This window comes from Paenibacillus sp. CH40 (assembly GCF_024213605.1).
GTDB classification, from domain to species: Bacteria; Bacillota; Bacilli; order Paenibacillales; family Paenibacillaceae; genus Paenibacillus; species Paenibacillus polymyxa_B.
In genome coordinates, this window is sequence record NZ_JANAVQ010000001.1 from 450,875 (window position 1) to 464,719 (window position 13,845).

At 47.3% G+C, this 13,845-nt stretch carries 14 protein-coding genes; 12 read left to right on the top strand and 2 right to left on the bottom strand.

The window, feature by feature from the left end; translation table 11 throughout:
- Positions 1-194 precede the first annotated feature (194 nt).
- The 7 genes from dnaJ to NLX73_RS02025 all read left to right on the top strand — a co-directional run bounded on the left by dnaJ (position 195) and on the right by NLX73_RS02025 (position 7,328).
- Entirely contained in the window at positions 195-1,325 is a 1,131-nt protein-coding gene (dnaJ, locus tag NLX73_RS01995) for a molecular chaperone DnaJ (RefSeq protein WP_023989511.1), read from the top strand.
- A gap of 156 nt (positions 1,326-1,481) precedes the next feature.
- On the top strand, positions 1,482-3,137 hold the full coding sequence (gene dcuS / locus NLX73_RS02000) for a DcuS/MalK family sensor histidine kinase (protein WP_254325239.1): 1,656 nt from the start codon (positions 1,482-1,484) through the stop codon (positions 3,135-3,137).
- Positions 3,130-3,837 (top strand): two-component system response regulator DcuR, encoded by a 708-nt coding sequence (gene dcuR / locus NLX73_RS02005; protein WP_069290023.1) that lies wholly within the window; start codon positions 3,130-3,132, stop codon positions 3,835-3,837. The genes dcuS and dcuR overlap by 8 nt, the downstream gene beginning before the upstream one ends.
- Positions 3,838-3,958: 121 nt before the next feature.
- Positions 3,959-5,305 (top strand): 2-hydroxycarboxylate transporter family protein, encoded by a 1,347-nt coding sequence (locus tag NLX73_RS02010; protein WP_254325240.1) that lies wholly within the window; start codon positions 3,959-3,961, stop codon positions 5,303-5,305.
- A gap of 63 nt (positions 5,306-5,368) precedes the next feature.
- On the top strand, positions 5,369-6,565 hold the full coding sequence (locus NLX73_RS02015) for an NAD(P)-dependent malic enzyme (RefSeq protein WP_103049596.1): 1,197 nt from the start codon (positions 5,369-5,371) through the stop codon (positions 6,563-6,565).
- A 178-nt stretch (positions 6,566-6,743) separates the two neighbouring features.
- Entirely contained in the window at positions 6,744-7,118 is a 375-nt protein-coding gene (locus tag NLX73_RS02020) for a hypothetical protein (protein ID WP_013311164.1), read from the top strand.
- A gap of 24 nt (positions 7,119-7,142) precedes the next feature.
- Positions 7,143-7,328, top strand: a complete 186-nt coding sequence (locus NLX73_RS02025) for a YfhD family protein (RefSeq protein WP_069290020.1) — start codon at positions 7,143-7,145, stop codon at positions 7,326-7,328.
- 84 nt (positions 7,329-7,412) lie between these two features.
- Here NLX73_RS02025 and NLX73_RS02030 read toward each other — a convergent pair whose 3' ends face one another.
- Positions 7,413-7,832, bottom strand: a complete 420-nt coding sequence (locus NLX73_RS02030) for a hypothetical protein (RefSeq protein ID WP_039272296.1) — start codon at positions 7,830-7,832, stop codon at positions 7,413-7,415.
- Between the two features lie 195 nt (positions 7,833-8,027).
- On the opposite strand from NLX73_RS02030, the gene prmA reads away from it, so the two are divergent.
- The 5 genes from prmA (at position 8,028) to NLX73_RS02055 (ending at position 12,524) form a co-directional block, all read left to right on the top strand.
- Positions 8,028-8,993 carry a 50S ribosomal protein L11 methyltransferase gene (gene prmA / locus NLX73_RS02035; protein WP_069290019.1) on the top strand — a complete coding sequence of 322 codons (966 nt, stop codon included), beginning with the start codon at positions 8,028-8,030 and terminating at the stop codon, positions 8,991-8,993.
- A 2-nt stretch (positions 8,994-8,995) separates the two neighbouring features.
- Positions 8,996-9,688 carry a site-2 protease family protein gene (locus NLX73_RS02040; RefSeq protein ID WP_254325241.1) on the top strand — a complete coding sequence of 231 codons (693 nt, stop codon included), beginning with the start codon at positions 8,996-8,998 and terminating at the stop codon, positions 9,686-9,688.
- Positions 9,689-9,875: 187 nt separating this feature from the next.
- The gene (locus NLX73_RS02045) at positions 9,876-10,640 is read left to right on the top strand and encodes a 16S rRNA (uracil(1498)-N(3))-methyltransferase (RefSeq protein WP_254325242.1); all 765 of its coding nucleotides are present in this window, start codon (positions 9,876-9,878) and stop codon (positions 10,638-10,640) included.
- Between the two features lies 1 nt (position 10,641).
- Positions 10,642-11,985 (top strand): tRNA (N(6)-L-threonylcarbamoyladenosine(37)-C(2))-methylthiotransferase MtaB, encoded by a 1,344-nt coding sequence (gene mtaB / locus NLX73_RS02050; RefSeq protein WP_103049601.1) that lies wholly within the window; start codon positions 10,642-10,644, stop codon positions 11,983-11,985.
- 104 nt (positions 11,986-12,089) lie between these two features.
- A complete protein-coding gene (locus NLX73_RS02055; protein WP_013311157.1) occupies positions 12,090-12,524 on the top strand; it encodes an NUDIX hydrolase in 435 nt (144 codons plus the stop codon).
- Here NLX73_RS02055 and NLX73_RS02060 read toward each other — a convergent pair.
- Entirely contained in the window at positions 12,514-13,536 is a 1,023-nt protein-coding gene (locus NLX73_RS02060; protein ID WP_254325243.1) for a Na/Pi cotransporter family protein, read from the bottom strand. The genes NLX73_RS02055 and NLX73_RS02060 overlap by 11 nt on opposite strands.
- Positions 13,537-13,845: the final 309 nt, after the last annotated feature.

A 13,845-nucleotide genomic window follows, 5' to 3' on the forward strand; every position in this document is an offset into this window, starting at 1 on the left:
TGAATAGTAATTGCAGCGTAGCTGCCTTGATAAATAACAATTAGCCGAAGGGTAACAGTTATTTCCAAGATAAATAAGCATATTACGGGTTGTACTGCCTTGAAATGATGGGAAGGTCAAAGCCGGGTCATCCCGTGCCTTTGGCTTTCCTTTTATATGTAGTGCAGACACGTTGTAGGCATGGGGGTGGAACATTGGCTGATAAGCGTGATTATTATGAGGTGCTGGGCGTCGCGAAGGGCGCTTCGGATGAAGAAGTCAAAAAGGCTTACCGTAAGCTTGCGCGTCAGTATCATCCGGACGTGAACAAGGCTGCGGACGCGGAAACTAAATTTAAAGAAGTGAAAGAAGCTTACGATGTTCTCAGCGATGGTCAGAAGCGGGCAAGATACGACCAGTATGGTCATGTAGACCCGAACCAGGGCATGGGAGGCGGCTTTGGTGGTGGTGCCGACTTCGGTGGCGGGTTTGGCGATATTTTTGATATGTTCTTTGGTGGCGGCGGCAACGGTCGACGCGATCCGAATGCACCGCAGCGTGGGAACGATCTTCAATATACGATGACGATTGAATTCAAGGAAGCGGTGTTCGGTAAAGAAACCGACATTCATATTGAACGTACGGAAACATGTGATACGTGTCACGGTACGGGAGCCAAAGCGGGTACTCAACCACAAACCTGCTCCGTCTGCCACGGTAGCGGACAGGAAGAAGTGGTGCAGAATACACCGTTTGGTCGTATGGTTAATCGACGTGCCTGCTCCAATTGCGGCGGTTCCGGTAAAATCATTAAAGAAAAATGTACGACTTGTAGCGGTTCGGGTCGGGTACGCAAGCAACGTAAAATTCATATCCGTATTCCAGCGGGTGTGGATGACGGCGCACAAATGCGTATTAACGGTGAAGGCGAAGGCGGTGTCAACGGAGGACCGGCAGGTGACTTGTACGTCGTGTTCCGTGTGAAATCGCACGACTTCTTTGAGCGTGAGGGAGACGATATCTACTGTGAAATTCCGCTGACGTTCTCACAGGCAGCATTGGGAGATGAAGTCGAGATCCCAACGTTGACCGAGAAAGTGAAGCTGAAAGTTCCAGCAGGTACACAAACAGGTACTTACTTCCGTCTTAAAGGAAAAGGTGTGCCAAAACTGCGCGGCGTAGGTCAGGGTGACCAGCATATTAAGGTAGTTGTGGTAACGCCTAGTAAACTGAGTGAGGAACAAAAGGATTTGCTGCGTCAGTTCTCTTCGCTTAGCGGAGAGCAGACACATGAGAATGAGCAGTCTTTTTTTGACCGTGTGAAGCGCGCCTTTCGAGGCGACTAAGCCCAATTAGGAATCGCGGAGCTTCAACCATGAATCAAAGGAAACTATTCCGCAATTGCGGGATAGTTCCTTTTTTTATATTCACGTAAACACATACATAACCATTTTTGTATAGGCATGTTGAACTGTTGAAGACTTAATATCAAGTAGAAAGGGGTGAGTTCCATCGGAAATGTACAGCTCAAGCTGCGTCGGGGTAAACCGCTATTAAAGCTCAGAGGCTTAATTACACTGCTAGTATGTCTAGTTATGGCACTTGTGCTTCTGCCTGTAACCCTCTTATTTGCTGAGAGAGTGGAGCATGAAACTGAGAAGGGACTGGAAGAAAAGGCAATGTCCATCGCGCGTACACTCGCCCATACGCCGCTTATTGTCGAGCAATTGCAAGGGACGGGTTCGTCTCCTTCCATGCAGGAGTATGTGAAGAGGGTTTCAGCAGCAAATCACATCCAGTTTATCGTGGCAATGGATATGAAGGGAATTCGTAAAACGCACCCGGATGCTAGGATGATCGGCAAAGCCTTTGTCGGTGGAGACGAGTCTACTGCACTTCATGGCCATGAGAGCGTGTCCGTTGCGAAGGGAACATTGGGCTTGTCCATGCGAGCCTTTTCCCCCGTGTTCAGTTTAACGGGGAAGCAGGTAGGGGCGATTGTTGTTGGTATATCCATGCAAGATGTACAGATGGCTCAGGAAGGCAACAACCGCCTTATTGCGATAGCCATTGGCACTGGAATGTTGATTGGCACTGGAGGTGCGGTTGTGCTGGCTCGTAAAATCAAAAATATGCTAGTCGGTCTCGAACCGCCGGAAATCGCACGCTTGCTGGAGGAACGCAGCGCTATGTTGCAATCCATCAAGGAAGGAGTTATTGCGGTAGATGAATTCGGTTGCGTCATGCTGATGAATGCAGAAGCGATACGTCTGCTTAGACAAGCGGGGATTGAAGATTTCTCATTCTCCGGACAGGAGATTACCGTTTATCTATCCGCTTTTCGATTGCAAGAGGTCTTGGAAGCGAGTACTCCACAAATGGATGAGGAAATGGAGCTGGGTGGAATAACTTTGCTGACCACCAGTGTTCCGATACGGGTCAAGGGGGAAATTGTGGGGGCAATTGTAACCTTTCGGGATAAAACGGAGATGAACCAGCTTGCGGAACGTTTGACAGGAGTGTCCCTGTACACAGAAGCACTACGTGCGCAGGCTCATGAATTTATGAACAAGCTGCATGTCATTATGGGGATGGTACACTTACGAATGTATGATAAACTGGAGCATTACATTATGGATGCCGTCGAGCATCATCAAGTGGAGATTGGCTCCATCACCCGGCAGATCAGGGACCCAGTTATGGCAGGGTTTGTGTTGGGGAAATTAAGCCGGGCCAGAGAAGTAGGGGCGAATTTTGAACTGACTCCAGGTAGTTACTTGCCCGAATCCAGTCAAACTCAAACGACGCATGAACTGATTACTATTCTTGGCAATCTGTTTGATAATGCGGTGGAGGCGATGGAATCTTTGGAGCTCAAGCGGATTACCCTTTCACTTTATTATGAGGAAAGCCAGAAGAACGGTTATCTGACCTGTATCATGTGCGACAATGGTCCGGGTATACCGGAAGGGCTTGTAAAGGCTATATTTGAAAAAGGTTTTTCGACCAAGGGAGAGTCACGAGGAATGGGCCTTTATCTGGTGACGCAAAGCGTGAAAAGATTACAGGGAAGTATAAAGTTGATCCCAGCCGAGCAAGGGTGCTGTTTTCAGATTACGATTCCATACATTATAGCGGGGAATGATGAACATGATTAATGTCCTGATTGTAGAAGATGATCCGATGGTTGCGGAATTTAACCGCAAATATATGGAGCAGGTGGAAGGTTTTCGATGTGGGGGCTGGGCTTCTTCTGTGGAAGAGGCGAAGAAATATATAGCTGAACAGGCCATTGATCTGATACTGCTAGATGTGTATATGCAGGAAAGCAATGGCCTCGATTTACTGTCATTCATACGGGAGACAGGTGTAAATATAGATGTCATTGTCATCTCGGCTGCAAGTGACATGAACAGTGTCAAAAAAGCGATGAACTTCGGCGCGGTGGATTACTTGATTAAGCCGTTCCACTTTAACCGTTTTTTGGAGGCCCTCACGGGGTACCGAGAGCACATTAGCATCGTGCGTGAGCACAGTCTACTTTCCCAGGAGGAACTGGACCGACTGATTTATCATAAAAGCTTGACTAAAGACTTGGCACGGTTGCCCAAAGGCATAACTAAATCCACGCTGGCTATGATATGGAATTGTATCCAGCGGCATAATAAGGTGCTATTTTCCACCGAGGATATTGCGGAGAGCGCAGGGATATCCAGGGTGTCTATGCGCAAGTACCTGGCTTTTATGACAGAGATTGAGGCTCTTTCCATGGAAACCATATACGGTACCATAGGACGCCCTGTTTACCAATACCGAATATTGCCACAGGCAGAAGGCATCATGAATAGTTTTATTTAAATCTTCTTTCTGATTACTTTAATTACAAAAGTGAATGATTAGTTATAAAACCAAATAAAGCGTTTTCCAAGGTGTAGAATGGAAACATGATCATCATTCTTCACTTTATGGAGGGAGATTTATGGAAAATGCTACGAATCAGCCTGTCATTCAAAAGGGGCAAAGATGGAGTAAAAATTTTGTAGATGGCATCAGAATGCTGGGTAGGGTAAAGTTGGGGGTTATTCCTCTTCCACTCTATGCCGTGATCGCGCTGATTGTTTATGCAGCTGCAGTTACTGAAAGACTTCCAAACGATCTGTTGGGCGGGTTTGCCGTCATCATGATTTTAGGTATACTGCTCAGTGATCTAGGGGCCAAACTTCCGTTGCTTAAGCATATTGGCGGGCCGGCCATTTTATCACTTATGGTTCCATCGTTAATGGTATTTTGGAATATGTTTAGTCCATCTGCGATGGGTGCGGTACACACGCTTATGAAAACCTCGAATTTTCTTTACTTCTACATCGCATGTCTAGTAACGGGAAGTATTCTTGGCATGGATCGCAAAATGCTGATGAACGGAATTGTCAAAATTTTTGCCCCCATTATTATAGGATCTATTGCAGCTGTTGGCGTGGGAATGGTGGTGGGTATGGCTTTTGGCTATAGCGCCTACCATACATTTTTTTTCATCATCATTCCAATTATCTCCGGTGGGATTGGGGAAGGCATTTTACCGTTGTCCATTTCGTATGGATTGGTGCTGGGCAAGGATTCGGCAATATTCGTATCCCAGTTTATCCCGGCTGCAATTATCGGGAACATTGTTGCAATCATAGGTGCGGGTGTTCTGAAGAGATTAGCAGAGAAAAATCCAAAAACTTCAGGTAACGGGAGGTTACTAAAACTGGATAAAGATGCAGACAAGTTAGCCCCGGCAAGTCTGGAACAATCGATTTCTTTTCCATTGATGGGAGGAGGTCTGCTGTTGGCCTGTACTTTCTTTATTGTGGGAAAGCTGCTGGAGCCGTATCTCCATATTCCAGGTCCGATCCTCATGATTCTGGCGGCGGCATTAATTAAGTGTATTCAGATCATGCCGAACACATTGGAGCAGGGAGCTTTTCACTTGTACAAATGTATAACGGCAAGTCTGACGTGGCCCTTGATGGTGGGATTGGGTATTTTGTATGTACCTCTGGATAGTGTAGTTGGGATTTTAACGGTTCCTTATGCCATTACCTGCGCATCTGTTGTAGTTGCATTGATTGTTACAGGATACTTCACAGGAAAATGGATTCACATGTATCCCGTAGAAGCTGCTTTGGTGACTAGCTGTCGCGGTGGGTTAGGGGGCACGGGAGATGTAGCCATTCTGTCTGCGTCCAATCGGATGGAACTGATGCCTTTTGCACAAATTGCAACACGTATTGGCGGGGCAGGCACGGTCATTTTAGCAACTTTGTTACTCCAATTTTGGAGCTGATGAGTTTTATACACAGGATTGAGTTTCATATCCAAATAGAGACATGAAAGGACGGAGAAAAATATGAGCAGTTTAATAGACGAAATTAGAGAATTACATGCAGGTGGCAAAATGGAGACCTTACCAAAGAAGCGAATTGAAACGATGGAGGGGCTGTCCAAAGTGTATACGCCGGGTGTAGCTGAAATTTGTATGGAAATCGCCAATGACCCAGCCAAAGCGTATCAATTAACGATCAAAAAGAATACAGTAGCAGTCGTTTCAGACGGAACAGCAGTACTTGGATTAGGAGATATCGGACCGGAGGCCGCTATGCCTGTAATGGAGGGTAAAGCAGTGTTGTTCAAACAATTTGCAGGTGTCGACGCCTTCCCAATCTGTCTCAACACGAAGGACGCTGATGAAATTGTTCAAATTGTCAAAATGATTGCTCCTGCCTTTGGCGGCATTAATTTGGAAGATATATCTTCGCCACGCTGTTTTGAAATCGAGAGACGGTTGAAGCAGGAACTAGACATTCCAGTATTTCATGATGATCAGCATGGTACGGCAGTTGTTGTATTAGCGGGTCTGGTCAATGCATTAAAGGTATGTGGCAAAAAAATGGAGGATGTCAAAGTTGTATTTGCAGGGATTGGTGCGGCGGGTATGGCCTGCTCCCGTATGCTGCTTAAGGCAGGTGTGCGCAATCTGATTGGCGTTGATCGACAGGGAGCTATTCATCGTGACGTGGAGTACAGTAACCCGCATTGGACAGAGTATGCGAACATGACTAATCCGCACAATTTAAGTGGAAGTTTATCCGATGTGATTGTGGGAGCTGATGTATTCATCGGTGTTTCAGGCCCGAATATACTGACTGTAGAGGATATACAGAGCATGGCAACTGATCCTATTGTGTTCGCCATGGCGAATCCGAAGCCGGAAATTGATCCAGCTGTAGCCGCACCTCATGTACGTGTACTTGCTACCGGTCGCTCCGATTTTCCAAATCAGATTAACAATGTGCTGTGCTTCCCGGGAATTTTTCGGGGTGCTCTAGATTGCCATGCTACGACAATTAATGAGGAAATGAAACTAGCTGCCGGACTTGCCATCGCTGATGCGATCTGTCCTGAAGAGCTAAGTGAAACTTATATCATACCGAATGTTTTTAATCCGAAGGTGGTTCAAAAGGTACGGGATGCTGTTATTCGTGCTGCATGGGAGACAGGAGTAGCCAAGTCAGGTGAAGCTCCGACTGCTACTTTACACCCGTAAAAGTTATATTCTTCACAAACTATGGTTCACAGTCTTGGCTTGATGTTCTCGATACCGCCTGATCCGTCTAGCTTCGTAGGGAATATAAAATCGTGCCAATGAGCAGGATATAACAAAGCGTAACGCTCTATGCTCTTGAAGAGCAGTTGCGCTCAATACTACACAGGGAGATTTTGAGATGGGTGAAAAAAATATTTTGGCGTATTTCAAAAGTCCTGAGGAAGCACAGGGAGCCGCTAGAAAACTGGAAGCTCTCCGGGTAGCCGATGTGTCGATAGACCGATTTAGCCGGTATCCGCGGCAGTCTACTGGCAACGCCGGATTACCTGTATTTTCAGGACAGATTAGCAGCTTGTCCTCACTGACACAGGGCGTGGACTTTACAGATGCAACTCCAGCAATACTGGCTGCAGCTGATCCGTCCGCCAGTGGCATGAGTGATGGAGGACAAGGCGGACCGACAGGCCGCGATATTTTGTTGACCGCTGTGGTGGATGAATCCATTCATCACCAGGCGATGTCCATCGTGGAACAAGCGGGTGGAATGCTGTGAAAAGTTTGGAAGGAGCAGTGACCGATGTCCAAAAACAAACGGTTTGATAAAGTGCTGACCAAAACGGAGAAAATCAAACGCATGCAATCTGCTAAAAATGAAGATGTTGAGTTCTCGGCAGATCAGGCAGATGCTGAGGATCTAGAAGCGATCCGGCGTAGCGAAGTAGCTGACCGTCGTCAGCAGCGTATCATAAACGACAATGAGTAGAATTTAATAAAACGGGTTATCCCCATCAACAATGATGATTTTGGGATAGCCCGTCTTATTTGTGTTCTTTCCTCTTCCTATTCATTATCCGCTATATGCTGTTGCACTAAAAACAAGAGGACCGGAGACAAATGCAGTCGTCGCAGGCGTCTGATTTTCAATAATCAGTTGGTAGTTTTGCACGCCCAGAGGTGCAACGTCTACCGTTTCGACATTAAGAATAATATTGTTATCGAAGACATTGGATTCCAGTCCGTAATAAATTTCTTTGCCAGCTCTCCAAATCCGTACAAGTACTCTAATGTTACCGGCACCGACAAAACGTAGTCCAATCGAGGCTTTTAACTCTACTCGGTTGTTGACAGCTCCAGGAATAGCAGGATCAATAAATACAGACGTCGTAGCAATTCCAAGTCCGGCTGGAGAAATCGGAACAGGAAGATTTATACCATTAGTGATAGGTGTAATAACACTGGCATTATAATCTAACACCGTCTTTGCCATACTAAATCACTCCTTTTCTAGTATATTGTATTGTATGTACTAGAGTTAAGGGTGCTTGGACTAAAAGAGAGGACAACAAATACAAGCTCTACAAAAAATATTTTGAGCACCGATAATATTAGCTTTTTTGAACTCCTGTGCATGTATATAGTACAATGTAATGTATGCATGTGAAATGAGGAGGAAATGAAAACCATGTTGTGGAATGAAATTACAATACATACAACCGAAGAAGCCATCGAAATGATTTCGAATTTTCTGCACGAAGCAGGTGCAGGAGGGGTTTCCATTGAAGAATCTGGTTCGCTCAACAAGCCACGGGATACGTCCTATGGACAGTGGTATGATCGGCCTTTGAACGACATACCTGAAGGACAAGCGATCATCAAAGGCTATTTTGCCGAAGAAGTGGACATGGATAGTATTCGTTCGCAGATTGAGCCGCGCGTCGAAGAATTGAGAACTTTCGATATTGATCCTGGTGAGGTTCAGTATGAGCTGAAAACAGTTGATGAGGATGACTGGGCAAATGCTTGGAAGCAATATTTCAAGCCTTTGCGTGTATCGGACCGTCTGACGATTAAACCCACTTGGGAGGAATATGAGCCTGCGAGTGAAGAGGAAAAAATCATTGAGCTGGACCCTGGTATGGCCTTTGGGACCGGAACGCATCCTACGACATCCCTTTGTCTGAGAACGCTGGAGTCTGTGATTAAGGGTGGAGAAGAAGTTATTGATGTCGGCACGGGTTCCGGTATTTTGGCCATTGGAGCTGTAAAGCTGGGAGCGAAGCATGTACTTGCCTTGGATTTGGACCCGGTGGCAGTATCCAGTGCGCGGGAAAATACGCGTTTGAACGGACTGGAGGAACGCATCACCATTAAAGAAAGTGATTTGCTATCTGTGCTTAATGCAAGCGATCCAACGCTGGGTATCCAGTTACCGGTCAAGCTGGTGGTAGCTAATATATTGGCAGAGATTATTCTGCTGTTCATTGATGATGTATATAAAGCCCTGGAACCAGGTGGTATTTATATTGCTTCAGGGATTTGGAAGAACAAAGAAGAGGTTGTCGAAACTGCTTTGAAAGCAGCTGGCTTTGAGATTGCCGAAATAAGCCGGGATGAAGATTGGCTGGCGTTTGTGGCGAGAAAGAGGTAAGTATGGATTTTCTACAAAATATTTTTCGTGTAAATTTAAATGTTCTTCCCTTTTATTTACTGGCTGTGATCATATCGTTCACGGTTCATGAGTTTGCACATGCGTATTATGCCAATAAATTTGGTGACCCTACGGCCAAGCTACTTGGGCGCGTGACTTTAAATCCGGCAGTGCATATTGACCTGCTGGGTACGCTGCTGCTGTTGATCGGAGGCTTTGGCTGGGCCAAGCCAGTTCCGGTTAATCGTGACAATTTTAGCCGTCCGCGCCTCATGGGCATTATCGTATCGGCTGCGGGTCCGCTGAGCAATCTGCTGCTTGCATTTGTTACTACTTTGATCTATGCCGTGCTCCTTCATTTTCAAGTATTGCCGGGGATGGAGAACCAACGGGTAGCTCAAGCAATCTATTTGTTTATCAATGCTCTGATCAATTTAAATCTATTTTTGTTTATCTTTAATTTGATCCCACTGCCTCCACTGGATGGATACCGGATTGTGGAAGATGTGGCCCCCACTCCTGCACGCCGTAAACTTCAGCAATTTGAACAGTGGTCGATCTTTATTTTTCTGCTTATCCTGGTCATTCCGCAGGTTCGAGCTGTAACAATTGAACCTCTTTACACGCTGTCCCAGATGATTTATATACAGTTTTTGCAGTTCTCTTTTTATATCACTGGATTGTTTGGAGCCTAAGGGCTCCTTTTTTACGAGAATAGGTAGGTATAACCTGAATAGAAGAGGGAACAGACTGGTCATACAGGCGCAAAAGATGATATGATGTTGCTTGGTGATTTATTCGGATTTTGTACGGAACGCTAGTGGATAACAGTTATTTTTAGAATGAGGATTTTGCAAAATCCAGGAATAGGTGTGAGAGAGAATGCAGCGTTATTTTATTCCGGCAGAGCAATTTCTAGAAGATCACGTGATTGTCGCGGGTGAGGACGCGCGGCATATCGCTAAAGTCATGCGGGGCCGTAGTGGTGACAAAATTATAGTTAGTGACGGGGTATCTAAAGAAGCGCTGGTTGCTTTGGATACGATTGAGCAGGATCATGTTACGGCGACGATTATTGAGCCGCTGAAGATGACCTCTGAACCACATGTGCAGGTCACCATCGCTCAGAGTCTTCCTAAAGGAGACAAGATGGAGACGGTGATGCAAAAATGTACAGAAATCGGAGCAACCGGGTTTGTACCGTTTTTGTCCGAGCGTACGGTCGTGCAGTATGATGCCAAAAAAGAAGGCAAGCGACTGGAGCGTTGGCGCAAGATTGTGAAGGAAGCGGCTGAACAAAGCCACCGTAACCGGATTCCAGAAATTAGCGCGCCCATGACGTGGAAAGAACTTCTGGCTTCTTTTGCTGGGTATGATTTGATATGTTATTGTTATGAAAAAGAGCAGGGTAAACAGCTACGGGATGTAATCCAGCCTTTGGCAGGACAATGGGCGTCGACGGACATGCCGCGTGTTCTGCTAGTGGTAGGCCCGGAAGGCGGCTTTACTGAAGCGGAAAGTCTGGAAGCCGAGCAGGCTGGAGCCCAGTCTACAGGACTGGGAAGACGTATTTTGCGTGCGGAGACCGCAGGAATGGCTGCATTGGCATGCATTTTATATGAGACAGGAGAAATGGGAGGGGTTTAATATGCCGTCAGTGGCATTTTACACATTGGGCTGTAAGGTAAACTTTTATGATACAGAAGCGATCTGGCAGCTGTTTAAAAATGAAGGTTATGAACAGGTGGACTTTGATGAGCAGACTGCTGATGTCTATCTTATTAATACATGTACCGTTACGAATACCGGTGATAAAAAGAGTCGTCAGATCATTCGCCGCGCGATTCGCCGGAATCCAGATGCCATTGTGGCAGTGACGGGCTGTTACGCCCAAACTTCTCCTGCCGAAATTATGGATATTCCTGGCGTTGATCTCGTTATCGGGACTCAGGACCGGGACAAAATCATTCCGTTCGTGCAGGAAATTCAAGGGACGCGTCAACCGGTGAACGCCGTACGCAATATTATGAAAACGCGTGTATTTGAGGAAATGGATGTGCCTGATTTTGCTAATCATACTCGGGCCTTTTTGAAAATTCAGGATGGGTGCAATAACTTCTGTACCTTCTGCATCATTCCGTGGTCGCGGGGTCTATCCCGCAGTCGTGACGCTGCGAGCATTATTGCACAGGCACGTCAACTGGTACACGCAGGCTACAAGGAAATTGTACTCACAGGTATCCACACTGGCGGTTATGGTGATGACATGGATAATTATGACCTATCTGATCTGTTGTGGGATCTGGAGAAGGTGGAAGGGCTGGAGCGTATCCGTATCAGTTCGATTGAAGCCAGCCAGATTGATGAAAAAATGCTTGATGTGCTGAATCGTTCCACCAAGCTGGTTCGTCATTTTCACATACCGCTTCAGGCGGGGGATGACACTGTATTGAAACGGATGCGTCGCAAGTACACGACAGAAGAGTTTTATAACAAAATGCTTATGATTCGCAAAGCAATGCCAGATGTAGCGATTACAACGGACGTGATTGTCGGCTTCCCTGGGGAGACGGATGAAATGTTCCGCAATGGCTATGAGCTGATGAAAAAAATCGGTTTTTCGGAAATGCACGTGTTCCCGTACTCCAAGCGCAGTGGAACTCCTGCGGCGCGTATGGAGGATCAGGTGGACGAAGACGTGAAAAATGCACGAGTGCATGAGCTGATACAACTGTCAGAGCAAATGCAACTGGCGTATGCTGAGAAGTTTGTAGGTCAGGTGCTGGAGGTCATTCCGGAAGTTGCGCCGAAAGGGACCGAAGATAGCGGCATACTCCATGGATATAGTGACAATTATATTCAACTGGCGTTTGAAGGTACTGAGGATCTGGTTGGCAAGGTATGCCGCGTGAAGCTGACGAAGGCAGGCATTAATGAAAGTGAAGGCCAATTGGTCCGCGTACTAGAGAATGGGTTGCAAACAGCTCTGTAAGAACAAAAAAAGCCTGAACAGGCAATAGAGATGGCAGACAAGGATTTCGCCTTTCCTTACAGAGAGGACGGAATCCTTGTTGCGCAAGGAAGGGAGATTACAGGATGGCAGCAAAAAAGGAAATTTCCGCAGGCGGCGTTGTGTTTCGCAAACAGGGGGAGCAGCTTGAAATTCAGCTCATTACTGACCGATATGGCAAGGTATCCTTGGCTAAAGGGAAAATGGAGTTGGGAGAAACAATCGAACAGACGGCTTTACGTGAAATTCGCGAGGAAACAGGGTTGAACGGGCGGATTATCCAGCATGTAGATATGATTGCTTATACGTATCAGCATCCAGAATTTGGGGAAGTAGATAAAGAAGTACATTATTATCTCGTAGAGGCACTGGATGGGGATTTACAGGCACAGATCGAAGAAATTAAAGGAGTTGCGTGGCATACGCCTGAGGAAGCATGGCGTCTCCAGCGCCAGGGTGGATATGACAATAATGATGTCATTTTAAGCAAGGCGCTGTCCATGCTAGGAATTAATGTTTGATTCTGTGGGGAGATATACGATCCTCTAAACGCGTCCATACAGGTAGATAGCAGAGAGGCAAGACCAGCAGAGAGCTAATAACGTTAAACAGAGTTTGGGCATGGGCTACCTTGGCTCCGGGCTCGGTAGATATCCAGGCAGCGGCTATCTCCAGACCAGGGATCAACGGCATAAAGAGCAAGGCTCCGCCGACGTTCAGCAGCACGTGGGACCAGGCTACAAATTTGCCGGACACGCTGCCGCCAACAGCGGCAATCAGGGCGGTTACGCAGGTGCCTACATTGGAGCCGATGACGATGGCGATCCCCACATCGGCTGGCAAGGCTCCCGCAGCGGCAAGGCTAATCGCCATGCCAATGACGGCTGCGCTACTGTGAACCAGCGCGGTCAGGCAGGCTCCCGCAGCGAAGGCCCACCACATGTTGGCTGCAGCGTGATCAAGAAACCAACGGAATAGTCCGGCCTGCTCAATCCAGGGTCCGACCGACTGCATCACGCGAATACCCGCCAGAATCAGCGAAAATCCAGCAAAGACGAGGCTGATATATTGTACAGCCTGCGGACGGCTGAGCCCATGGGAGCCGGATGAAGCTCCGGCAGACACATACTGGCGGCTGGGGACAGCTTCACTCCACAGGACGGCAGTACTCCAGCAGAGCAGTGAGCCGCAGAGCAGCGGAACAGCCAGCTTGCCGAGCTGGAGCCCCATCAGCTCGGTGGTCAGGCAGGTGCCGATATTGGTGCCGAGAATGATGCCGAGCGTGCGGCCGTAGGTCAACAGCCCGGCGTTGACCAGTCCGATCGTCAGCACCGTTACGGCGGTGCTGCTTTGCAGCAGGGCGGTAATGCCTGAGCTGAACAGCATGCCCCGCCAAGGGGAAACGGTGGCGCGGTTCAACCAGCGGGTGAGGAAGGGGCCGGCCAAATGCCGGAGGGCTGCTTCCATCAGCTTCATCCCGCCCAAAAAAATAAACAGCCCACCGCACAGCGGGAGTATAACATGTATAAACACGGGCATAGCCCCCTTTTCTAGGTGAAAATACTTATGTAACAGCCTATGATCTGTCGGGGACAGCCATGACAAGCATGGCCGAGCTGTTTTTTTATAGAACGATAATTTTTGTAGTATCTTCACAAGCTTTAAAAGCGTGACGTCGATATACAGGCGGGCAGTAGCGGAGCGGTTCATTTGAATCTGGAGAAGCGCCAGCGTTCGCCTTTGCAACGGGATTCTTACCTTTAAATGTGTTACCTAATTCCAAGAATCCCGTTGCAACAGCGATCGTAAGATCAAATGATCCGCGGAGCCGCGCCCCTATCG